The sequence below is a fragment of the Bacteroides ovatus genome, assembly GCF_001314995.1.
Classification (GTDB): Bacteria; Bacteroidota; Bacteroidia; order Bacteroidales; family Bacteroidaceae; genus Bacteroides; species Bacteroides ovatus.
On sequence record NZ_CP012938.1, the window covers coordinates 1,191,975 to 1,216,093 of the forward strand.

The window sequence follows — 24,119 nt, forward strand, 5'->3', positions numbered from 1 at the left end:
TGTTTTTAATCTGCATTCAACGCATTATATACCAACAATACATTATTATTCAGCACTCTGTCTCCCTCGGAAAGTCCCGAACGGATATAGCACTCCTTGCTCAACTGCTTGTACACATCCACCTCTTTCACCTGCAAACGCTGATCCGGCTCCACCACGACCACATAATTCTTTCCTCCTTCAAATACCAGTGCATGAGCATCAATACGAGGCATGGAAGTTCCATCCGCTTTACATTTCACACTTACATTCGTAAACATCCCCGGTTTCAACAAATATTCTTCATTCTTCAATTTGATGCGGACATTCATCGTTTTACTTTCACTATTCAACAAATGATACACCTTATCAATCGTACCGGCAAACATCTTATCCGGATAAGCCAACGTAGAAATGCGTACGGAGGCACCTTCGGAAACCTTACTGATATCGCTTTCATACACATCCGCCATCACCCATACGTCTGACAACCCCGAAATCGTGAACAGCACTTCACTCTGATCCGGACGCAACTGCATATCCCTGCTGATTTGTTTCTCCACAATAAACCCCGAAACGGGAGATTTCAGCTGATAATAAGCATTTCCGGAGAAATTATAAATAGAGAAAACATCCTTTATTCTTCTTTCTTCGGCTTCGGCACTTGTCAACTCCTGCTTCGCCTGAAGTACATCTTTATCCGAAGCCATGCCGGAAGCATACATATCCTGCGTAGCATCCATATTTCTGCGTGCCAGCAATAATTGTTGTTCCGCCTCTTTCAATTGCTTTTCATAATCTGCCACTTCTCCACTGCGGATGACTGCCAACACATCTCCCTTACGAACAAAGTCTCCTATTTCAGCCTTCAATTCTGTTACCGTACCTCCAAACATCGGATATACATGTGCCACCTGATTCTCATTAAAAGTGACCCGCCCGTTCAATGTCAGTTCGTCAATCACCTCTTGAACGTGAACCGTATCGACAGATACAATTCTCAACAAGCTATCTGTCAGGCATAAGGCAGCCGGTTCAACATTCGTTTGTTCTCCTTTACCGGAGCATGCTCCCAATACGGTAGTAAGCAATATGCAAGGAAGGAATTTATTCCAGTTCATAGTCTTTGATAATTTATGAATATTAGTAGTTCAATATAGTTTGTCCGATAGTTGTATTCAGGTTTTCCATCGCCAGGAAAACATCTTTCTTTATTTCATGCAACTGAATACAAGTTTCTTTATAGCTGTCATAGTAATCGATAAACTCCAATAAACTGATATTTCGTTTCTTAAAGTTTTCATTCACTCCCGCAATCAATTTTTCAAAGTTACGTTCCAGTTCCATATTGGTAGATTGATAAAGCTGAACTGCTTTATCCAGTGAAGCATAAGCGGTATAAAGCTCCATATCCGCACGGTTAGCCGCATTTTCCTGTTCCGCTCCTGCCTGCTGGATACTAAAACGGGCAGCTTTCACATTTCCCTGGTTGCGGTTGAAAATAGGTACTGACAAGCTCACTCCTATTGCAAAATAGTTATTGATAAAGTTTCCGGCACGGTCATAACTACCATTCACCGAAAATTCCGGAAATGCCATTGATTTCTGCAATTTCAGATTTGCACGGGAAGCACTGACCGTACTCCGGGCAATCTTGAGATCCGGCCGTTCATTCACCATCGCTTTCAAGTCGGCGAACGATAGTTGAGACAAATCCAATTGCTTCAACACCTCTTCATCCAGTGATAACTCAACCATCGTGTCTCCCGGAAGATTTAACAAGACATTAAGTTCCCCTCTAAGGGTCAACAACTCGTTTTCCCGTTCATTCTTCTCTTTCTTCAAAGAGAACAACATAGATTCCAGACGGGACATTTCCATCAATGAAATATTTCCTTTCTCCTGTTGCAGTTTCATTCCGGCAAGTAACTCTTGCAGAGAATTCACTTCCTTCTCATAAATGGATATGGATTTCGAGAGAAAATAGACTTGTACAAACTTCTCATTCAGCTCCTGACGAAGTGTTCTCATCACCTCTTCAAACTGATATTCTGCTATTTCCTTGTTGATTTTCTCCAGTTTCACCTGCTTATTCCGTTGTCCGGCAAGACGAATTACCTGTTCAATTCCCACAACCATTTCGCCCTCCTTACCAAAGTCAAAATACTTTCCGTTCAGGCGGTTATAAACATTCTGTTCTAACGAGATTACCGGATTCTCAAATAATTTGGCTTGCAGCACTTGTGCCTGTGCCATATCAATGTTGTACCGTTCGGCTATCAGCGATAAGTTACGTTCCAGAAAACGTTGTTCCGCCTCTTTCAGCGTTAATGTTCCTGTGGTAGCCTGTTGCGCGCATATTCCTCCTGTCAGCAGAAGAAAAAAAGAAATTAGAAATACTCTGTTCATTACTATATTTATCTTTATTACCTTATTGTAGTTGTCGCGGCAAAATTACAAATCTGTAACCGGAGAGACGGGAAAAAGTCATTATAAGCCTCTCATATCAGATTAGAATTTGATTAGAAAACAGCCATAGAAGGAAGAATTGTAAACACAACAGGAAAAATGGCTATCCTTCTTTTATCCCAACTCCCCTATCTTTGCAGTAGAGAAAATGAAATGAACCATTAAAAATAGAATATATGAAAATAATAGATTTAACCAAAGATAGTTTTGTAGAGAAGGTAGCTGATTATCAATCTTATCCTGATAACTGGAACTTCAAAGGGAATAAACCTTGCCTGGTCGATTTTCATGCCCCGTGGTGCGTCTATTGCAAAGCTTTATCGCCTATATTAGACCAACTAGCTAAAGAATACGAAGGGAAATTAGATATTTATAAAGTAGATGTCGATCAGGAGCCGGAATTGGAAAGTGCATTTAAAATCCGCACCATTCCCAACCTGCTACTTTGCCCGCTGAACGGCAAACCGACAATGAAATTAGGTACAATGAATAAAAACCAATTGAAAGAACTGATAGAAACCAGTTTACTTTCAGAATAAAAATACATTAAAAGTCCGGGATACTTCTGATGATGATAAACTGCCGGACTTTTGATATCATACAGAACATTGGCTTTTATAATAGGGAGTGTGTCAAAACGCAGATTAACGCGAATTATCGCAGAAATAATTTTATAAGTCATTGATTAATATATCAATATAAATGAAATAATCTGCGATAATTTGCGTTAATCTGCGTTTTATTATTCATTATGACCCTCCTCTTTGGAGATTATTTCAACTATTCTTTATGCAACAGAATATCAGTTCCCGGAACAATCTTTCCCATCGACCATACACATCGTACATTCAGTTCCTTATCAAGAATCACAATATCAGCATCCTTTCCCTTTGCCAACGCCCCTTTCCGGTCACTCACTCCAATTAAACGGGCAGGAGTTTCAGAAGCCATACGCACAGCATCTTCCAAAGGAATATTGGCTTTCTTTACCATGGTGTGAACCAATACATCCATCGTAGCCAGGCTACCGGCCAATGCAGAATGATCTGCCATCTTACATACGCCGTCCTCTATGATATAGCGAGGATCAATCGGTTCATTCCCTTCATAAGCAGCATACGCCAAAGCATCGGTAACAAGACAGGTATTCTCCACGCCTTTCAACTTATAAACTAGTTTCAGGATAGTGGCAGGCAAGTGAATGCCATCCGCAATCACTTCCACGGTCATTCCATCCGTCAGATACACACTTTCCACTGTACCCTCATATTTATATTCACGGCGTTTATGGAAACCCGGCATCGCATTATAGAAATGAGCGGCGTGAGAAAATCCTACTGCAAATGCAGCTTTAATTTCATCATATTCGGCTTCGGTATGTGTAACAGCAGTCATAATTCCTTTCGAACGGGTATACTTTGCAAAATCATGTGCACCGGGTAGTTCGGGACTAATATCCCAACGTCTGATACAAGACGTACGCGCCAATAAAGGAATATATTCATTTTCATCCGGAGTTTTCAGAAAACCGTCATACTGTGTTCCCGCCATCTTCGGATTCAAGTAAGGACCTTCGATATGCAGGCCAAGAACAGGAGAATCCTTCTCTTTCATCAGGTTTTCACAGACATCAACTGCCTGGTAGATTCTTTCGAACGAGGTAGATGATAATGTAGGAAATATCCCGGTAGCACCATGTTTCAGATGTGCAGTAGTTGCCGTGCGGAATGCTTCTTCCGTTGCTTCCGTATAATCATGTCCGCCACCTCCATGTGCATGCATACTTACAAATCCGGGCACAATCGTCATCCCTCTGGCATCAATAACCGTTGCACCGATAACCGCCAAATCACTGTTGGTCACCTCTAATATTTTTCCATCACAAATCAATACGGAACCATCTTTCAACCAGCCTTGCGGGGTCAATATTCTTCCATTTATTATTTGAGTCAACATAGTTTTCGTTATTTATTAGATTTAAAACAGTTTATTGGTGCCTTCTACCAGTTCTCCCATCGCCCATACAGCTCTCACATTCAAGTCTCTGTCTAAAGCAATTATATCGGCATCCTTGCCACGCTCCAGCGTTCCTTTACGGTCGAGTACTCCCATAATCCGGGCAGGAGTTTCGGAGGCCATTCTCACGGCATCCTCCAAAGGTATTTCCGCCTTCTGCACCATGGTACGAATCAGTCGATCCATCGTTGCAATACTTCCCGCCAGTGCTGAATGGTCTGCCAGCTTACATACTCCGTCCTCGATAATCACACGCGGATCAAAAGCCACCTGACTATCACTGGCGGCACAAGCCAATGCATCCGTTATCAGACAAGTGCGTTCCACTCCTTTTATCTTGTAAACAAGGCGCAAGATTGTTGGAGGCACATGAATACCGTCTGCCACCACTTCCACTGTCATATCATCAATCAGATAAATACTTTCTACCGTACCTTCATACTTGTACTCTTTCCGTTTATGGAATCCCGGCATTGCATTATAAAAATGAGTGGCATGCGTATATCCCGCCTCATAGGCTGTCTGTATATCCTCAAATTCTGCCTGGGTATGTCCTACCGAAGCCAACACCCCTTTCGCTGTGATATATTTACCAAATTGCATGGCTCCGGGAAGTTCCGGTGCGGCATCCCAACGTTTGATACAATGAGTTTCTTCCAGCAACGGAATATATTCTTCGGGATCGGGATCTTTGATATTTTCGGGAATCTGTCCACCTGCCATCGCCATATTGAAATAATGTCCTTCCAGATGAAGCCCGAGCACAGGGCTATTAGGCTCCGCCATCATTTTCTCTGTAGTTTCCGCGGCTGCACGGATCATTGGAATGGTAGAAGAAGAAAGAGTAGGAAAAATACTGGTAGTGCCATGCTGCATATGAGCTTTGATTGCTGTCCGGAAAGCCTCTTCGGTGCCTTCCATAAAGTCTCTTCCACCGCCACCGTGAACATGGATTTCTACACCTCCCGGAACAATATACATTCCTTTGGCATCAATCAGTTTGGCTCCGATAATTGCAAGGTCACAATTGGTTACTTCCAGAATTTTATTGTCACGAATAAGAACTGACCCATCCTTCAACCAGCCTTGCGGGGTGAGGATGCGTGCATTAATAATCTGTGTTAACATATCACAAATAGTTAAATTAATTAAAGGTCTGTGTGAATCAATGACGCTCTTTTTTGGGGGGAGTACATTGATTTTTTCGTTTGCAAAATTACGCTTTTCCGTTCAATCTATCGATACAATCGTCCGGTAAACTTCCAATATTATACAAAAAAAGGTTGCCAATCTTATCGACTGACAACCTCATCTTATATGGAGCGGAAAACGAGACTCGAACTCGCGACCCTAACCTTGGCAAGGTTATGCTCTACCAACTGAGCTATTTCCGCAAACTAAATTTCGTCATTCAGAAATCTGAAAGATGGGTGCCCAGAACAGGACTCGAACCTGCATGCCTCTCGACACACGCACCTGAAACGTGCGCGTCTACCAATTCCGCCACCTGGGCAAAACTTAGTTCCATTATTTCAAAGAAACAAGAGCGGAAAACGAGACTCGAACTCGCGACCCTAACCTTGGCAAGGTTATGCTCTACCAACTGAGCTATTTCCGCATTTCACTTTCATAAACTGTGAAGAGGAGGAGACTCGAACTCCCACAACATTTCTGTCACTACCACCTCAAAGTAGCGCGTCTACCAATTCCGCCACCTCTCCATAATTTTAAAGTTTAACCTTTGTGCCCAGAACAGGACTCGAACCTGCATGCCTCTCGACACACGCACCTGAAACGTGCGCGTCTACCAATTCCGCCACCTGGGCAAAGATTATTGTTCCAACATTTCAAAGAAACATGAGCGGAAAACGAGACTCGAACTCGCGACCCTAACCTTGGCAAGGTTATGCTCTACCAACTGAGCTATTTCCGCATTTTTTCGTTTGCGGTTGCAAAGGTAGGGATTTTCCGTAAACATGCAAACATTCTGCCTACTTTTTTCACAGAAATCTGTTCACTTTGCACCTACCGCAAAACAATCATTTTGATTATCAACTCATTCGGTCACGATAATCTTCATAAGAAAATTGCTTGTATATTTCAGCTTTCCCCTCTTTTGTCCAAATGGCAATGGCAGGATGATGAATTCCGTTAAACATATTTGTCTTGACCATCGTATAATGAATCATATCTTCGAACACGATACGCTCTCCGATTTGCAACTCGTGATCGAAGCTCCACAGTCCCATATAATCACCGCTCAAACAGGAATTTCCTCCGAGACGATAAATATATTTTCCTTCATTTCCCATCTCTGCACCACGCACGGCAGGTTGATATGGCATCTCCAGACAATCCGGCATGTGGCAAGTGAAACTAACATTCAAAATAGCCGTCTTGATACCACGACTTTCCACAATATCCACCACTTCGGAAGTCAGCACTCCCGTCTGCCAGGTAAAGGCCGAACCGGGCTCCAGGATAATGCGCAAATGAGGATAGCGTGCTTTTAATCCTTGCAACAGTCTTATCAAATGTTCGGTATCATAATCCTTACGAGTCATCAGGTGTCCACCACCCAGATTCAACCATTTAATCTGTGGAAACCAATGGGCAAATTTAGCTTCAAGATGTTCCAATGTACGTTCCAGCTCATAAGAAGAAGATTCACAGTGACAATGACAATGAAAGCCTTCAATACCTTGCGGTAATGCTTCGGGCAACAAATCGGCTGTTATCCCAAAACGTGTGCCGGGTGCACATGGATTATAAAGTTCGGTTTCCACTTCCGAATATTCAGGATTTACGCGGATACCACAAGAGATGCCACTTCCTTCTGCAACCACCATCGGATAGAAGCGTTCAAACTGCTGCATTGAGTTGAATGTGATATGACTGCTGCAACGCATGATTTCCGGGAAATCCTGTTCCGTATAAGCAGGAGAATATGTATGCGCCTTGCTGCCGAACTCTTCCAATGCCAAACGGGCTTCATACACCGAACTTGCCGTAGAATGATCTATATATTCACGGAATATGGGGAAAGAGCGCCACATGGCAAATGACTTGAAAGCAAGAATAATCTCCACTCCCGCCCTGTCGGCCACGCTTTTTATCAAACACAGGTTCTTTCTTAAAAGCTCTTCTTCCATGATGTAACAAGGAGAAGGGAACTGATTAAAATCTATCATATATAAATTATTATCTAAAATAACGCCTTACGAACGTGGATGCAAAAATACAAATTCAAAAGCAAAGAGGGATTGTTTTATTTTTAATTAAGATATTGGTTTTCGCGAACTTTTTCTTATTTTTACACCTTTATAATCTATAAGTAGTTATATCATCCTAAATACCTGATTGAATATGAATAAAGATTTAAGAAAAGTAGTGATCCTGCTGGCACATCCAAACATGAAAGGATCTCAAGCAAACAAGGCATTAATTGATGCCGTTGGTGACATTGAAGGAGTAGCCGTATTCAACCTTTACGAATTATCGCCTGACATCGCTTTCAATGTAGACGAATGGAGTAAAATCATCTCTGATGCCTCTGCTGTGATCTATCAGTTTCCTTTCTATTGGATGTCTGCACCGTCATTACTAAAGAAATGGCAGGATGAAGTCTTTACTTTCCTATCCAAGACTCCGGCAGTCGCCGGTAAACCGCTGACAGTGGTAACAACTACCGGATCTGAATTCGATGCTTACCGCAGCGGAGGAAGGAATGGTTTCACTATGGACGAACTTTTACGCCCTTATCAGGGCAGTGCTATCCATTCAGGTATGGTGTGGCAGACTCCTATCGTTGTTTATGGAATGGGAACAGCGGATGCGGGAAAGAATATCGCTGAAGGAGCAAATACATACAGACAGCGGGTAGAGATGCTGGTCAATAGCAGTAACGCCGGAAATAATTGGTAAGACTATGAAAAGCGTAGCTTTAGATTAGATAAAGCTACGCTTTACAGATGCTAAAGCATAGCTTTAGGTATGGTTTTAGGTATAGTCTTATTTCGGTATGAAAGCAACTTCTCCAACCTAGTTTTATCTCCGGAATTTGTTATCTTTAATCGGCAAGTTTAAAACTTACGGGAATAGCATATTTAACCTTCACCGGTTTATCCATCTGTGTCCCCGGTTTCCACTTCGGCATAAGCCTGATAACACGGATAGCTTCTTTATCCAAATAAGGATCAATGCTTTTGAGGATAGTCAGATTGGTTACAGAGCCATTCTTATCAACCACAACTCCTACAATCACCCTCCCCTGTATGCCATTTTTGCGAGCTATTTCCGGATACTGAATATTCTTCTTAATGAAATCAAGCATAGCGCGTACACCTCCTGGAAATTCCGGCATAACCTCCACCATATCATAAACCAGTTCTTCCACCTGTTCCCCAACCGTCTGATGAGTGTTGTCCTGCTTCATTGTCAACAATCCTTCGGGTAAAGGCGTTCTTTTTGCCTCTTTCCATTCCTTCTCATTGTCCGACAATCTAAATTCAGCCATCATCAAGACAGGTTTCCTGTTGATGGTCACCTCGTAAAAATAACGGTAACGTCCGGCTTTATTCGGATGCACATCCGGATAAAGCGAAGCCCTCATCTCCCGTTCTCTCTTATCCTGTATAACATAAGCTATGCTAACAAAAGCGGTATTCATAGGCAATTCCCACCAGATCCCCTTTTCATCTTCAAAAGTAACATAATAACGTTCTCCACATTCTATTGTTCCACCGCTGTAGTTATTGAGAATGAATGTTACCTGTTCTGCAGCTGTAGAATAAACCGGATATTCGGGACGGATATAAATACCGTTTATATGGTTCACACCCACTTTTTGATTGATAATCGGCTCTGTCACACCACTAAATTGAAAAGCAGGCGAGTCCATAATCTTCTCCCGGAATTCTTTTTGTTTTTCGGGAGTATTCACAATCAGACGGATTTCTATATGTCGCAATCCTACACCATATCCCGTTACATTCCTTTTTATATTCTCATATCCCGACTCTTCCATTTTCTTATTTAACTCCTTCTGGATAGCGAGCAACTGGGTTTGCGAGTAATTACTACCACCCATAAGTTCCAGCCTGAAATTCTTACTTCCGGAAGCCTTTTCCAATATCTGCCGTGCTTTGACTGTATCTCCTGTGACCTGAAAAACAAGAGTAGCTTTATCAAAATAGATACCTTCAATAAAGTCGGGGCAGTTGGGAGTTTCCAAAGACAACCCGGCTATATGAGGTTCATTACCATAAACCTTACCCAGTGTATCCAATATTTCCATACCCTCCGACTGGTCATAGAACTGTTCTGTACTGTCATTTTCAGTTTTGCATGTTTCTACATGGTTTGTCTTGTTTATCCTACAGGATGAAAACAAACACAACAATAAGATAAAATAAAATTTATTCATTATCTTTTTCCTCCTGTTTTTCAGGTTTTTATCATTTACCAACAAAGATAATAATATTACGATTTCATGATACTAATAGATGCCCTAATAATTATACATCATGACAGAAATAATATTATTGCAGAAAAAGTGAGTCAGCACTGCTTATGAAAAGAAAAAGATACTCCGAAAAGAGTGACGCTATCCCACCAACATAGTGACGGTATATGCTTAGGATAGCGTCACTATTCCAGGCATATACCGTCACTATGTTTAAACCGGATATTCGGGCTGTTATTTCTAGTTTCCGCGCTGTGTAGGCAGGGTAAATTCTTGCGAATCACAAATCACTCCATTCTCGTCCGCCACTGCGACACGGAATGTCACTTCACCGTCTTTCAATTTTTCACCTGCGTGAATGGAAGCGGTATAACGGATGCCTTCACCCGGAAGAATTTCCTCCACCATCACAGAAGGAGAAATGCCGAGATGCTTCACCTTCCCCACCGTTTCTACCACAGGAACTACATTATAAACAGGATTTCTCCCTTCATTCATAATCTCAAAAATTATCTTGCTATTTTCTCCCGCATCAATCACATGACTGCGATTATCATCTATAAAACGGATCTTGCGCAACTTCAGTTGAGAAATAGGCTGCTGCACCGGCTGCTTCTTATATTTTTGCACACGGACTTCCCTCACTTCAGGAATATACGCATCTTCCTCTATTTGCTCTTGTCTCGGCGCCGTCAACGCGTTTCCAATAGCCGCACCGGCAATGGTTCCCACAATATTCCCAATAGCAGAACCACGGTAACCGCCCCTCCAGCCATGATTATTATCTCCGATAAGTCCGCCTATCGAACTTCCCAGACTACCTCCGATAGAAGCACCTGCCATGATAGCTCCCGGATTTCCCATACGCCCCGACGCACATCCACTCAAAATCAAAGCGGAAAGCAAAATTACTGTTAGTTGTTTCTTCATGAGTCTCTCTATTTAGTGTTATTATTTATTCTACCACTTTAAAACGAGCGAAACGTAATAATAGTTGTTTGTCTCCCGCATTTTTAAAATGAATAGTTGCTTTCGCATTGTCTCCCGTTCCTTCTACTTTAATCACTTCACCCAATCCGAAACGTTCGTGCTCTATCATCTGTCCGGCCTGTACTCCTGCTACCGATGCTGAAGTGAAAGAGGTTGCCTGTGCACCGCTACTTGGGCTAACAGTACTAACTTTCTTCAAATTCCTCGGTACGCTGGGAGCAATGATCTGTGCTTTCGGACGTTCACGCTGTTCGGAAGATGTACTTCCGAAAGGGGCACGCGACGGAGAAGCTGAACGGGTGAATCCTCCTTCAATCTCTCTACGGAAACGTCCTGCACCTTCATCGACAGCACGGCTCACTCCTGCCTCATGCGGCAGTTGCAAGTAATGAACATCGATATCACGCAAGAAACGACTGGGGCTTCCAAATTCCATCTTTCCATAACGGAAACGGGTTTTGGCAAAAGACAGATAACAATGTTCCTCCGCACGAGTAATAGCTACATAGAACAAACGACGTTCTTCTTCCAGTGCCCGGGGAGAATCTCCTACCATCCCACTGGGAAACAGGTTTTCTTCCAGACCGACCACAAATACATTCTTAAACTCCAATCCTTTAGCCGAATGAACTGTCATCAACGTTATCTTTTCCCCATCATCCGCCTTGTCGGAATCCTGATCGGTAAGCAATGCAATCTCCGAAAGGAAATCGGTAAGAGACACATTCGGGTTACCCTCCTCCTGCCGCAAAGCGCAGAAGTCATTCATTCCATTCACCAACTCTTCTATATTTTCCTTACGGCTTAGGTTCTCGGGGGATGTGTCCTGACAGACATCGTTGATAATGCCGGACTGACGGATGATATTCGTTCCTATTTCATAAGCGTTCTTATCTGCCTGATCGACAATGAAACCTTCTATCAATTCACGAAAGCCTTGCAGTTTTGCATGCGTTCCTTTATTTATATCCAGTCCGTAACTCAATGGTTCGCAGAGTGCCGCCCAAAGACTTACGCCATGATCGGTAGCCGCCGATATAATCTTCCCGACTGTCGTATCTCCAATACCACGAGCCGGATAATTAATGATTCGCTTGAATGCTTCTTCATCATTCGGATTCACTACCAAACGGAAATAAGCAATCACATCTTTTATCTCTTTTCGCTGGTAGAACGAAAGTCCTCCGTAAATCTTATAAGGTATACTCCGTTTCCGAAGAGCCTCTTCAAAAATACGGCTTTGTGCATTCGTACGATACAGGATGGCAAAATCAGCATATCCGTAGCGATACTCCCGTCGTAGCTCTGCAATCTTATTAGCTACAATATCTCCCTCTTCCACATCGCTATACGCCTGAAATACGCCGATAGGTTCCCCCTTTTCTTTCTCCGAAAACACGGCTTTCCGTATCTGGCGTTCATTCTTCTCAATCAAGCTATTGGCAGCACAAACAATGGTTTGTGTGGAACGATAATTCTGCTCCAGTTTAAAAACTTTCGTATTGGGGTAGATTTTTGTAAAATAGAGAATATTGTCAATATCCGCCCCACGGAAAGAATAGATACTTTGCGCATCGTCTCCCACTACACAGACCCGTTGATTTTCTTTAGTCAGTTGCAGAACAATGCTATGCTGCACATAATTCGTATCCTGATACTCGTCCACCAATACATAACGGAACTGATCGCGATAACGTGCCAGCACTTCTGGAAAGTCACGAAACAGAATATAGGTATATACCAATAAATCATCAAAATCCATCGCTCCCGCCTGACGGCATCTGTCCCAATAACGAGTATAGATATCACGGATAGCAGGCATCTTGGCAGCCATATCTCCTTCGTAAGCCTCTTTATTGGCAGCATACCCCGTGGGAGTGACCAGATGATTCTTGGCATTGGAGATACGCGCTTGTACCACTCCCGGTTTATAAGTTTTCTCGTCCAACCCCATCTCTTTGATTATGGAACGAAGCAGGCTCTTACTATCAGCCGTATCATAGATGGTGAACTGGGAAGTGAACCCTATAAATGTTGCTTCGGCACGAAGAATCCGTGAGAAGATGGAATGGAAAGTCCCCATCCACAAATAACGTGCCCGTTCCATACCTACCTGACGCGCAATACGCTCTTTCATCTCGCGCGCCGCCTTATTCGTAAAGGTCAGTGCAAGGATATTCCACGGATTGTAGCCGTTCTCCTGTTCCAGCAAGTAAGCGATTTTATAAGTCAATACGCGCGTCTTCCCCGAACCTGCACCGGCTATCACCAGCGAAGGACCGTCATTATAAGTCACTGCAGCACACTGACTCTCGTTCAATTCATCTATATAATTGGTATTCATAACAGCATTATAAAAACAATGTGGATTTTTAACAAACCCTTGGCATTCAAATTTGTTCTCAATACAAAAGTATAATATTCATTCGAGAATGAAGGTATTTTTATGAATTTTCATCACTAACTATTTTAACCTAACACCAAAAAGCAATGAAAAGAAGTATATTTTTATCGATTATTTTGAGTTTGTTTCTGGTCGCCTGCATTCCACAGGCAATGGCACAAAAGCAGAGCCGCCTGGAAAAGCTGCTAAGGTATCTGAACGATAATGACGCCGACAAATGGCAGAAAAACCGTGATAAGATAGATGACGAGACACAAACCTATTATGCCGAGGAACTGGCATTATTGGATGTGCTCAACGGATTGTGGAACGAGCAAAGCGAACAGGCTGCCACCAACTATTTCGGATGCTACGAAAGGGCAACGAAAGCTTATTTTCCCAATATCTGTGAAGAAGAGAAAATACAACTTTCCAACGTACAAAACAAAGCAGAACTGGCCGTTATCTCCATTCTGGATGCTTCGAAAGATCAAATTCCTTTTAGCAAGACGTTGATGGACAGTATCCAGTCAAGCGGTTATCCGGGAGATTCTGCCATCTTGCAAAAGGTGCGGGACATCCGTGAAATGGCTTTACTGGAAGGTATGCTGAAAACACCTACGCTGAATATTTATCAAACGTACATCACGGAATATCCGAACGGCAAATTTATCTCTCAAATCAACACTGCGGAAAACAAACGGCTTTACCAGATTGTAAAGAGTAATCCGACATCAGCGAATTTCAAGGCATTTTTTGATAACGCCAACATGCAGAAATTCTTCACGGATAAAGATACGCGTCCATTCCTTCCGGAAGTCCGCGCGTTATACGATGATTTTCTGTTTCAAGGGATCGACAGCCTCCGGGAGAAAGGAAACGCAACAGACATCCGGCAGATTATTGACGAGTATAAGCAATCACCTTACCTGACTTCTACAGCACGTACTCATCTGGACGACCTTGAATATCTTAGTGAAAAAGCTGATTTTGAGCTTTTAAAAGCTGCCATTGTCAATTCCGAATCTTTGAGTATGCTGCAGGATTTTCTTTGCACACACAGGTATAAGGAATTTCGTGACCAGGCCAATGCACTACGGACACCGTTTATTCTGCAAACAATCATATCCACTCCTACTTCTGTGAAATACTATAATGGAGGACGATTGATTAAGTCTGCGGAAAATGACAGTACGGGAAATACCTCGACCACTTATTCGTATGATGATAAGGGGCAGCTCATTTCTACATTGTCGCTTACCGTAAAGAACGGTCAGCCAAGCAATGAAATACAAACGAACAGATTATACGATCCGCAAGGTCACTGCATCTTTGAAGTGCAAACGAATCCGAAAACCAAAACGGATCTCTACCGACGGACACGCCGTATAGGTACGGACGGAAGTATCGAGAGTGATTCGCTCAAGTATACAGATGGAAGAGTCATCATAAGTTCCTATAATAAACAGGGGTTATTGACCGAAACCAAAGAGTATAATAAGAATGGAGAACTTCAGGCGTACACCGCAAACAAATATGATGATAAAGGCAGATTGATTTCATCCCAACATCAAAACCTGCTTTTTGCAAATTCTTCGGATCAGATTATTTCACAAAAAGATGCTTATGAATACGATAAATACGGTTATCTGACACAAATCGTTTACCAACGGATTTTAGGCAATAACCAGAAAACATCGGGATGCCTGACCTGCCTGTACGATAAATACGGAAACCAGATCGATAGCAATTCTTATTATGAATATGATAATACGGGCCAATGGATCTGCCGGACCGACCGTGAGCATCCGAAAGAAGTGGAACGTATACAGTACATTTACAAATAAAGTAAGATGCTGTGAACATTTTGCAAAGGGCTTCTGTTATTATAGTATAACAAGCCGATTAAAACTTGTAACATTATGAATACTATATTAATGTCTTTAATTATGATGACCATGACTTACGAAATGCCTAAACTTCCTTACGCTAACAATGCGTTGGAACCTGTAATCAGTCAGCAAACAATAGATTTCCATTACGGAAAACATCTACAAACGTATGTAAATAATCTGAATAGCCTCGTGCCCGGAACAGAATATGAAGGTAAAACGGTAGAAGAAATCGTTGCAGCCGCACCGGATGGAGCTATATTCAATAACGCCGGACAAGTATTGAACCACAACCTGTACTTCCTGCAATTTGCCCCGAAACCTTCGAAGAAAGAACCGGCCGGTAAACTGGGAGAAGCCATCAAACGTGACTTTGGCAGCTTTGAAAACTTCAAGAAAGAATTCAATGCAGCAGCAGTCGGATTGTTTGGTTCAGGATGGGCTTGGCTATCCGTAGATAAAGACGGTAAACTGAAAATCACTAAAGAGGGGAACGGCAGCAATCCGGTACGTGCCGGTTTGAAACCACTTCTTGGATTTGACGTTTGGGAACACTCCTATTATCTGGATTACCAGAACCGCCGTGCCGACCACGTAAACGCCCTGTGGGATATCATCGACTGGGATGTGGTTGAAAAAAGAATGTAATCAAATTTACAAGCTAAACTATACTTATGGAAAAGGTCGTTGTGTTTTTCACAGCGACCTTTTTTACAGATTAAAAAGAAACAGACTTTTATTGTATATCAGATGCATTAGTTGTATTTTTGCAACTCATAAAACAACATAACAAACAATTATGATACTGTATAAAAGAAAAAAAATACGATTTATTGTCTCCATTGCTGTACTCCTTTTCCTCCCCCTTTTCGGCAATGCTGCCACCACAGAAGAATCTGAGGAAGAAATCCTGTTTATCACCTCTTATAATTCTGACACTAAATATACCTACGATAACATCAGCACATTTGTAGAAACCTACACCCAATTGGGAGGAAGATATTCGACCATGGTAGAAAATATGAATGCAACAGACTTAATGCAGGCGCATCAATGGAAAAAAACATTAACTGATATTCTCGACAAACATCCGAAAGCCAAATTAGTTATTCTCCTGGGTGGTGAAGCATGGAGCAGTTTCCTTCATCTCGAAGATGAAAAGTACAAGCAGCTTCCTGTTTTCTGTGCAATGGCGTCACGCAACGGAATACGTATTCCGGAGGATTCGACCGACATCCGAAGCTATAATCCCGAAAGCATTAACTTAATGGAACGCATGAAGGAATACAACGTAAGATATTGTAGCACATACGAATATGACATTAAAAAAGATATTGAAATGATACAGGATTTCTATCCGGAAACAGAACACCTTGTATTTGTATCGGATAACACATACAACGGACTTGCCGAACTGGCATGGTTCAAGAAAAACCTGCAACATTTCCCACAGTTGTCTATCACCTACGTCGATGGCCGCATCCATACACTCGATATGGCTGCCAGTCAATTGCGCAATCTTCCCAGAAACACAGTCATGTTGCTTGGCATCTGGAGAATCGATAACCGGGGTATTACTTACATGAATAACTCCGTTTATGCTTTTTCCAAAGCCAATCCTCTCCTGCCTATGTTCAGCATGACTTCTACCGCAATAGGTTACTGGGCTATCGGAGGATATGTCCCGCAATATGAAGGAGTGGGAAAAAGCATGGGAGAATATGCTTACCGCTTTTTAGACCAAAAGGAAACGGGTATCAGCAGCATCAATATCTTACCCAACAGATATAAATTTGATGCGAAGAAACTAAAGGAATGGGGATTTGGAAACAAGAAGTTACCTGTTAACTCAATGGTAATCAATCAGCCCATCCCGTTCTTTGTGGCCTATAAGACAGAAGTACAATTCATCCTGATTATATTTCTCGTATTAGTAGGAAGTCTAATGATTTCGCTGTATTACTATTACCGGACTAAAATCCTGAAGAATCACCTTGAAAGAACTACGAAACAACTACGGGAAGATAAAAAGAAGCTGGAAGAGTCTGAAGTCGAATTGCGTGATGCTAAAGAGCGCGCCGAAGAAGCTAATCAGCTGAAAAGTGCCTTTGTTTCGAATATGAGCCACGAGATACGAACTCCGCTAAATGCTATTGTCGGTTTCTCCAGCCTGATTATCGGTTCGGTAGAGCAGAATAACGAACTGAAAGAATACGCAGATATTGTCCAGACCAACTCTAATCTGCTGCTCCAACTGATTAGTGATGTACTGGATATATCACGCCTGGAATCAGGAAAGCTACAATTCAAATATGAATGGTGTGAGCTGGTGAACCATTGCCAGAATATGATTACCCTGACCAACCGGAACAAGACAATGGATGTAGACATCAAACTGCAAATGCCTAAAGAGCCTTACATGCTCTACACAGATCCCTTGCGCCTGCAACAGATTATTATCAATCTGCTGAACAACGCCTTGAAATTCACTCCTGCCGGAGGAAGCATTACGCTGGATTATGAAGTGGACGAAGAAAAGCAATGTATGCTGTTCTCGGTAACTGATACCGGCACCGGAATTCCCGAAGATAAACAGGAGCTGGTATTCCAACGTTTCGAAAAGCTGAATGAGTTCGTACAGGGTACAGGATTGGGACTGGCTATCTGCAAACTGACCATCCAATATATGGGAGGTGATATCTGGATTGACAAGAATTACAAAAATGGTGCCCGATTTATCTTTTCTCATCCTATCAAAAAACAGGAATCAACAGAAAAATGAAAAAAAATCGACTGATTTAGTGTTTTTCTGTTTCTTTTTCACTTACTTTGCCCCCGTAAAGACAAAGGGGTGCCCCATGAGGGGCTGAGATTATACCCTAGGAACCTGAGGCAGTTAGTACTGACGTAGGGATTGTGTTTCTTCTTATCGCCTTTCCATTCAAGCACGCTCTTTGTATTTACTTTCAACTTATTTATTCTGATAGGACAATGAAAGTACAAGTGAACAACAAAGAGGTGGAAATTACTCCCGACTCTACCCTTACACAACTGACAGCACAGCTCGAACTTCCGGTTCAAGGCATTGCTATCGCCGTAAACAACAAAATGATTCCCCGTACCGAATGGGAGGGTTTCATATTGCATGAGAACGATAACCTGGTGATTATCAAAGCTGCTTGCGGAGGATAAGGGAATGGTCAGTCTACAATTTATCACGCATCAGACCGAACGGTACTCGTACCTCGAATCGGCACGTATGGCACTCGAAGGCGGGTGCAAATGGATCCAACTACGCATGAAAGAGGCTCCTCTCGAAGAAGTGGAGGCAGTAGCCCTGCAACTGAAACCGCTTTGTAAAGAGCACGAAGCAATCCTGGTTCTGGACGATCACGTTGAACTGGCGCGAAAGCTGGAAGTGGACGGTGTGCATCTGGGCAAAAAGGATATGCCTATCGACCAGGCCCGCCAAATTCTTGGAGAGGCTTTCATTATCGGCGGCACTGCAAATACATTCGAAGATGTTGTACAGCACTATCGTGCCGGTGCCGATTATCTTGGCATCGGTCCTTTCCGGTTTACTACCACCAAAAAGAATTTAAGCCCTGTACTGGGATTGAAAGGCTATTCCTCCATCCTTTCACAGATGAAAGAGGCGAATATCGAAATCCCCGTAGTAGCGATTGGAGGAATCACTTATGAGGATATTCCTGCCATACTTCACACAGGAGTAAACGGGATAGCCCTGTCGGGAACCATTCTCGGAGCGGATAATCCGGTAGAAGAAACACATAGAATCCTGAATCATGCGTAAAGCAATGATGTACAATCAGTAATTTAATTTATAATATATATAGAATGGAAAAGTTAGTAATTGCGGGACGCGAATTTAACTCCCGTCTTTTCCTGGGAACAGGAAAATTCAATTCCAATGAAGTAATGGAACAAGCTATTCTGGCTTCAGGCACGGAAATGGTTACTGTTGCCATGAAACGAATCGACATGGACAACAAAGAGGATGACATGCTAAAACATATTATTCATCCGAATATTCAGCTATTGCCCAATACTTCCGGTGTACGTAATGCAGAGGAGGCTGTTTTTGCAGCACAACTGGCTCGCGAAGCCTTTGGAACAAATTGGCTGAAACTGGAAATTCACCCGGACCCACGCTATCTGCTCCCTGACTCTATCGAGACACTGAAAGCTACGGAAGAACTGGTAAAACTGGGTTTTATCGTGTTGCCTTATTGTCAGGCTGACCCTGTACTCTGCAAACGTCTGGAAGAAGCGGGCGCAGCTACTGTTATGCCGCTCGGTGCACCAATCGGTACCAATAAAGGATTGCAGACCAAAGAATTCCTGCAAATCATTATCGAACAGGCAGGTATCCCGGTAGTCGTAGATGCAGGCATCGGTGCACCCAGTCATGCTGCCGAAGCAATGGAACTGGGAGCTTCCGCTGTATTAGTTAATACCGCAATAGCCGTTGCCGGAAATCCGGTAGAAATGGCAAAAGCATTCAAAGCGGCCACAGAAGCCGGAAGACAGGCTTACGAAGCAGGATTAGGATTACAAGCCGTCGACTTCGTGGCAGAAGCAAGTTCACCTCTAACGGCTTTTCTTGATTAAAAACGAATAAACTATGGAACAAAAAATAAAATTCCCCCGCTCGCAGAAAGTCTATTTACCCGGTAAACTTTATCCGAATATCCGTGTAGCGATGCGGAAAGTGGAACAAGTGCCCAGTGTCAGCTTTGAAGGCGAAGAAAAGATAGCAACACCGAACCCGGAGATATATGTATATGATACCAGCGGACCGTTCAGCGATGCAGATATGAGCATTGATCTTAAAAAAGGACTGCCCCGTATGCGTGAAGAATGGATTGTAGGCCGTGGTGATGTGGAACAACTTCCCGAAATTACTTCGGAATACGGACAAATGAGAAGGGACGATAAAAGTCTCGATCACTTACGTTTCGAGCACATCGCTCTGCCCTATCGCGCTAAAAAAGGAGAAGCAATCACTCAAATGGCATACGCCAAAAGAGGGATTATCACCCCTGAAATGGAATATGTGGCAATCCGCGAGAACATGAATTGCGAGGAATTGGGAATTAAGACCCACATTACTCCAGAATTTGTCCGTCAGGAGATTGCAGAGGGACGTGCCGTATTACCGGCCAATATCAACCACCCGGAAGCTGAACCGATGATTATCGGACGCAACTTCCTTGTGAAAATCAATACGAATATCGGAAATTCAGCTACTACTTCAAGCATAGATGAAGAAGTGGAGAAAGCATTGTGGAGCTGCAAATGGGGTGGCGACACCTTGATGGATCTTTCCACAGGAGAAAATATCCATGAAACACGCGAATGGATTATCCGTAATTGTCCCGTACCCGTCGGCACGGTTCCTATTTATCAGGCACTTGAAAAGGTGAACGGCATAGTGGAAGACCTCACCTGGGAAATCTACCGGGATACATTGATTGAACAATGCGAACAAGGTGTAGATTACTTCACCATTCATGCAGGGATCCGCCGCCATAATGTTCATCTTGCCGATAAACGGTTGTGCGGTATTGTCAGCCGTGGAGGAAGCATAATGAGTAAATGGTGTCTCGTACACGATCAGGAAAGTTTCTTATACGATCACTTTGATGATATTTGTGATATCCTGGCACAATATGATGTAGCCGTTTCTTTAGGCGACGGACTTCGTCCGGGTTCTATCTACGATGCGAACGATGAAGCGCAGTTTGCCGAACTGGATACCATGGGAGAATTAGTGCTTCGTGCCTGGGATAAGAATGTCCAGGCATTTATTGAAGGCCCCGGACACGTTCCGATGCATAAAATAAAAGAGAACATGGAACGTCAGATCGAAAAATGCCATGACGCCCCATTCTATACACTCGGCCCGTTAGTGACGGATATTGCTCCCGGATACGACCACATCACTTCCGCTATCGGTGCCGCACAAATCGGATGGCTGGGTACGGCTATGCTTTGTTATGTCACTCCGAAAGAACACCTTGCCTTACCCGACAAAGAGGATGTACGCGTAGGAGTCATTACCTACAAGATAGCCGCTCATGCCGCTGACCTGGCAAAAGGACACCCGGGTGCACAGGTACGGGACAACGCATTGAGTAAAGCTCGTTATGAGTTCCGCTGGAAAGATCAGTTCGACCTGTCTCTCGATCCGGAGCGGGCGCAGACTTATTTCCGTGCAGGACATCATATCGATGGAGAATATTGTACGATGTGCGGACCTAATTTCTGTGCAATGAGACTGTCACGCGATTTAAAGAAAAGCACTAAAAACAACAAATAATGAGTGGGGAGAAACAAAAAGTCAGCCCACTGACCTACCCTCTCCCCTCATTTCAATTTTTAATTTTTAATTGATTAAAATGTTCTCCGACGAATTAGAAAAAATATCCTGGGAAGAGACGACAAAAGCCATCTATTCCAAAACAGATGCCGACGTACGCCGTGCATTGGGTAAAAAAGAGCATCTGGATGTCAACGACTTTATGGCGCTGATTTCACCTGCCGCCACTCCTTATCTGGAAGTGATGGCACGCCTTAGTCAGAAATATACGATGGAACGGTTCGGTAAGACTATCTCCATGTTCGTACCGCTCTACCTGACTAATTCATGTACCAACTCCTGCGTCTATTGCGGTTTCCACATCAGCAATCCGATGAAGAGAACGATACTGACAGAGGAAGAGATTGTCAACGAATACAAAGCCATCAAACGACTGGCTCCTTTTGAAAATCTACTGCTCGTAACCGGTGAAAACCCTGCCGCAGCAGGTGTTCCCTACATTGCCCGGGCGCTGGATTTGGCAAAACCTTATTTCAGCAACCTGCAAATTGAAGTAATGCCCCTTAAAGCAGAAGAATATCAGGAACTGACTAATCATGGTCTGAATGGAGTGATCTGTTTTCAAGAGACTTACCATAAAGCAAATTACAAGACATATCATCCGAGAGGCATGAAGTCTAAATTCGAATGGCGTGTAGACGGCTTCGACCGTATGGGACAGGCAGGTGTACATAAGATTGGCATGGGTGTCCTGATCGGCTTGGAGGAATGGCGAACTGACGTTACGATGATGGCTTATCATCTACGTTATTTGCAAAAGCATTACTGGAAAACGAAATACAGCGTAAATTTCCCGCGTATGCGCCCGTCTGAAAATGGCGGATTCCAACCGAATGTAGTCATGAACGACCGGGAACTGGCTCAACTTACATTCGCGATGCGAATCTTCGACCACGACGTAGATATCTCCTATTCCACCCGTGAAAGTGCAGAAATCCGAAATCACATGGCAACGCTCGGTGTTACAACCATGAGTGCGGAGAGTAAAACTGAACCCGGAGGATATTACAGTTATCCTCAAACCCTGGAACAATTTCACGTAAGTGATGAGCGAAAGGCGGTTGAAGTGGAACGTGACTTGAAGAAACTGGGTCGCGAACCGGTTTGGAAGGATTGGGATCAGTCTTTTGATTTTAAAAGATAGGCAGATGCGGTACGATAGACAAATCATACTTCCCGAAATCGGAGAAGAAGGTCAGAAGAAACTGCAGGAAGCCAAAGTGCTTATTGTAGGTGTGGGAGGGCTAGGCTCTCCCATCGCTCTCTACCTGGCAGGCGCCGGTGTGGGATGTCTCGGACTGGTAGATGACGATTTGGTAAGCATCACTAACCTGCAACGACAAGTTCTCTATTCCGAAAAGGAATTGGGTAAACCGAAAGCTATCTGTGCAGCGGAACGGCTCTCCGCTCTCAACAGCGAGATCAGAATACATCCCTACTCTACCCGGTTGACGAAAGAAAATGCTTATCATATCATTCAGGAATATGATATAGTAGTCGACGGCTGTGATAACTTTGCCACCCGCTACCTGATTAACGATATCTGCATTGAACAGAAAAAGCCATACGTATATGGTGCTATCTGCGGCTTTGAAGGACAGGTTTCTGTATTCAACTATGGAAACCAGAAAAAGAACTACCGGGATCTTTATCCTGATGAAGAAGAAATGCAACGAATGCCTCCTCCGCCCAAAGGTGTGATGGGAGTTACTCCTGCTATTGTAGGAAGCGTTGAAGCTACGGAAGTGCTGAAAATAATCTGTGATTTTGGAGATGTTTTAGCCGGCGAACTATGGACAATCGACCTGCGGACATGGCAATCTAACAAATTTTCACTATAAAGGTTGGTTTCTGACATAGTTAATTAGTAACTTTGCTAAGCAATCCAATTTTAACAAAAGAAATGAAACTAATTGTAGTTACCACCCCTACCTTCTTCGTCGAAGAAGATAAGATTATTACCGCTCTTTTCGAAGAGGGGCTGGATGTCCTACATCTTAGGAAGCCGGAAACTCCGGCTATGTATTCGGAACGGCTATTGACACTTATTCCGGATAAATATCACCGCCGTATCGTCACGCATGAACATTTCTATTTGAAAGAAGAATTTAATCTGATGGGTATCCACCTGAATGCACGTAATCCCAAAGAGCCGCATGATTATTATGGTCACATCAGCTGTTCGTGCCATTCAGTGGAGGAGGTAAAAAACAGAAAGCATTTTTACGACTATGTTTTTATGAGTCCTATTTATGATAGTATCTCTAAAGTGAATTACTATTCAACATATACTGCCGAAGAATTGCGTGAAGCACAAAGAGCCAAAATTATCGATTCGAAAGTGATGGCATTGGGAGGTATCAATGAAGATAATTTGCTGGAGATTAAAGATTTCGGTTTCGGAGGAGCTGTCGTATTAGGAGATCTTTGGAACAAATTCGACGCCTGTCAGGATCAGAACTATTTAGCCGTAATCGAGCACTTTAAAAAGTTGAAAAAGCTATCAGATTAATAAAAAGCCGA

20 protein-coding genes, 6 tRNA genes and 1 riboswitch are annotated in these 24,119 nt (G+C 43.0%); of the genes, 12 read left to right on the plus strand and 14 right to left on the minus strand.

The features are described 5' to 3' along the window. Positions 1 to 5 precede the first annotated feature (5 nt). Together Bovatus_RS04710 and Bovatus_RS04715 are read right to left on the minus strand one after the other, a co-directional pair. Complete coding sequence (locus Bovatus_RS04710) at positions 6 to 1,100, minus strand: efflux RND transporter periplasmic adaptor subunit (RefSeq protein ID WP_004295723.1); 1,095 nt, start codon at positions 1,098 to 1,100, stop codon at positions 6 to 8. A 22-nt stretch (positions 1,101 to 1,122) separates the two neighbouring features. Next, complete coding sequence (locus Bovatus_RS04715) at positions 1,123 to 2,388, minus strand: TolC family protein (RefSeq protein WP_004295722.1); 1,266 nt, start codon at positions 2,386 to 2,388, stop codon at positions 1,123 to 1,125. Between the two features lie 236 nt (positions 2,389 to 2,624). Here Bovatus_RS04715 and Bovatus_RS04720 point away from each other — a divergent pair, with 236 nt between their 5' ends. Then, complete coding sequence (locus tag Bovatus_RS04720; protein WP_004295721.1) at positions 2,625 to 2,987, plus strand: thioredoxin family protein; 363 nt, start codon at positions 2,625 to 2,627, stop codon at positions 2,985 to 2,987. A gap of 241 nt (positions 2,988 to 3,228) precedes the next feature. Here the strand turns inward: Bovatus_RS04720 and nagA (Bovatus_RS04725) are convergent, their stop codons facing one another. The 9 genes from nagA (Bovatus_RS04725) to nspC form a co-directional block, all read right to left on the minus strand. Further along, positions 3,229 to 4,404 (minus strand): N-acetylglucosamine-6-phosphate deacetylase, encoded by a 1,176-nt coding sequence (gene nagA, locus Bovatus_RS04725; protein ID WP_004295720.1) that lies wholly within the window; start codon positions 4,402 to 4,404, stop codon positions 3,229 to 3,231. A gap of 21 nt (positions 4,405 to 4,425) precedes the next feature. Further along, complete coding sequence (gene nagA / locus Bovatus_RS04730) at positions 4,426 to 5,592, minus strand: N-acetylglucosamine-6-phosphate deacetylase (RefSeq protein ID WP_004295719.1); 1,167 nt, start codon at positions 5,590 to 5,592, stop codon at positions 4,426 to 4,428. Positions 5,593 to 5,782: 190 nt separating this feature from the next. Further along, positions 5,783 to 5,858 (minus strand) — tRNA-Gly (locus Bovatus_RS04735). 37 nt (positions 5,859 to 5,895) lie between these two features. Continuing rightward, a tRNA-Leu gene (locus Bovatus_RS04740) sits at positions 5,896 to 5,977 on the minus strand. Between the two features lie 32 nt (positions 5,978 to 6,009). Next, positions 6,010 to 6,082 (minus strand) — tRNA-Gly (locus tag Bovatus_RS04745). 19 nt (positions 6,083 to 6,101) lie between these two features. Continuing rightward, a tRNA-Leu gene (locus tag Bovatus_RS04750) sits at positions 6,102 to 6,185 on the minus strand. A 23-nt stretch (positions 6,186 to 6,208) separates the two neighbouring features. Next, a tRNA-Leu gene (locus tag Bovatus_RS04755) sits at positions 6,209 to 6,290 on the minus strand. A 34-nt stretch (positions 6,291 to 6,324) separates the two neighbouring features. Next, positions 6,325 to 6,397, minus strand: a tRNA-Gly gene (locus Bovatus_RS04760). A gap of 118 nt (positions 6,398 to 6,515) precedes the next feature. Then, the gene (gene nspC, locus Bovatus_RS04765; RefSeq protein WP_004295718.1) at positions 6,516 to 7,655 is read right to left on the minus strand and encodes a carboxynorspermidine decarboxylase; all 1,140 of its coding nucleotides are present in this window, start codon (positions 7,653 to 7,655) and stop codon (positions 6,516 to 6,518) included. Positions 7,656 to 7,830: 175 nt separating this feature from the next. Here nspC and Bovatus_RS04770 point away from each other — a divergent pair, with 175 nt between their 5' ends. Next, positions 7,831 to 8,388 carry an NAD(P)H-dependent oxidoreductase gene (locus Bovatus_RS04770; protein WP_004295716.1) on the plus strand — a complete coding sequence of 186 codons (558 nt, stop codon included), beginning with the start codon at positions 7,831 to 7,833 and terminating at the stop codon, positions 8,386 to 8,388. Positions 8,389 to 8,533: 145 nt separating this feature from the next. On the opposite strand, the gene Bovatus_RS04775 is transcribed toward Bovatus_RS04770, so the two are convergent. From Bovatus_RS04775 to Bovatus_RS04785, 3 genes are all read right to left on the minus strand, one after another. Next, positions 8,534 to 9,889: an energy transducer TonB gene (locus Bovatus_RS04775; protein ID WP_004318082.1), complete on the minus strand. Its 1,356-nt coding sequence runs from the start codon at positions 9,887 to 9,889 to the stop codon at positions 8,534 to 8,536. Positions 9,890 to 10,168: 279 nt separating this feature from the next. Further along, positions 10,169 to 10,858, minus strand: coding sequence for a hypothetical protein (locus tag Bovatus_RS04780; protein ID WP_004295713.1), 690 nt, complete (start codon positions 10,856 to 10,858; stop codon positions 10,169 to 10,171). Between the two features lie 25 nt (positions 10,859 to 10,883). Next, entirely contained in the window at positions 10,884 to 13,262 is a 2,379-nt protein-coding gene (locus tag Bovatus_RS04785; RefSeq protein ID WP_004295712.1) for an ATP-dependent helicase, read from the minus strand. Between the two features lie 146 nt (positions 13,263 to 13,408). On the opposite strand from Bovatus_RS04785, the gene Bovatus_RS04790 reads away from it, so the two are divergent. The 10 genes from Bovatus_RS04790 to Bovatus_RS04835 all read left to right on the plus strand — a co-directional run bounded on the left by Bovatus_RS04790 (position 13,409) and on the right by Bovatus_RS04835 (position 24,108). Next, positions 13,409 to 15,148, plus strand: a complete 1,740-nt coding sequence (locus Bovatus_RS04790; RefSeq protein ID WP_004295711.1) for a hypothetical protein — start codon at positions 13,409 to 13,411, stop codon at positions 15,146 to 15,148. 75 nt (positions 15,149 to 15,223) lie between these two features. Then, the gene (locus Bovatus_RS04795; RefSeq protein ID WP_004295710.1) at positions 15,224 to 15,841 is read left to right on the plus strand and encodes a superoxide dismutase; all 618 of its coding nucleotides are present in this window, start codon (positions 15,224 to 15,226) and stop codon (positions 15,839 to 15,841) included. Between the two features lie 151 nt (positions 15,842 to 15,992). Then, the gene (locus Bovatus_RS04800) at positions 15,993 to 17,975 is read left to right on the plus strand and encodes a sensor histidine kinase (RefSeq protein WP_004295709.1); all 1,983 of its coding nucleotides are present in this window, start codon (positions 15,993 to 15,995) and stop codon (positions 17,973 to 17,975) included. A 55-nt stretch (positions 17,976 to 18,030) separates the two neighbouring features. After that, positions 18,031 to 18,124, plus strand: a riboswitch (TPP riboswitch). A 60-nt stretch (positions 18,125 to 18,184) separates the two neighbouring features. Continuing rightward, positions 18,185 to 18,385: a sulfur carrier protein ThiS gene (gene thiS / locus Bovatus_RS04805; protein WP_004303537.1), complete on the plus strand. Its 201-nt coding sequence runs from the start codon at positions 18,185 to 18,187 to the stop codon at positions 18,383 to 18,385. A gap of 4 nt (positions 18,386 to 18,389) precedes the next feature. After that, the gene (locus tag Bovatus_RS04810) at positions 18,390 to 19,007 is read left to right on the plus strand and encodes a thiamine phosphate synthase (protein WP_004295707.1); all 618 of its coding nucleotides are present in this window, start codon (positions 18,390 to 18,392) and stop codon (positions 19,005 to 19,007) included. A 44-nt stretch (positions 19,008 to 19,051) separates the two neighbouring features. Next, positions 19,052 to 19,825, plus strand: a complete 774-nt coding sequence (locus Bovatus_RS04815) for a thiazole synthase (protein WP_004295706.1) — start codon at positions 19,052 to 19,054, stop codon at positions 19,823 to 19,825. Between the two features lie 13 nt (positions 19,826 to 19,838). Next, a complete protein-coding gene (gene thiC, locus Bovatus_RS04820) occupies positions 19,839 to 21,536 on the plus strand; it encodes a phosphomethylpyrimidine synthase ThiC (RefSeq protein ID WP_004295705.1) in 1,698 nt (565 codons plus the stop codon). A gap of 79 nt (positions 21,537 to 21,615) precedes the next feature. Further along, the gene (gene thiH / locus Bovatus_RS04825) at positions 21,616 to 22,740 is read left to right on the plus strand and encodes a 2-iminoacetate synthase ThiH (RefSeq protein ID WP_004295704.1); all 1,125 of its coding nucleotides are present in this window, start codon (positions 21,616 to 21,618) and stop codon (positions 22,738 to 22,740) included. A gap of 4 nt (positions 22,741 to 22,744) precedes the next feature. Next, positions 22,745 to 23,437 carry a HesA/MoeB/ThiF family protein gene (locus Bovatus_RS04830; protein WP_004303541.1) on the plus strand — a complete coding sequence of 231 codons (693 nt, stop codon included), beginning with the start codon at positions 22,745 to 22,747 and terminating at the stop codon, positions 23,435 to 23,437. Between the two features lie 62 nt (positions 23,438 to 23,499). Then, complete coding sequence (locus tag Bovatus_RS04835) at positions 23,500 to 24,108, plus strand: thiamine phosphate synthase (protein WP_004295702.1); 609 nt, start codon at positions 23,500 to 23,502, stop codon at positions 24,106 to 24,108. Positions 24,109 to 24,119: the final 11 nt, after the last annotated feature.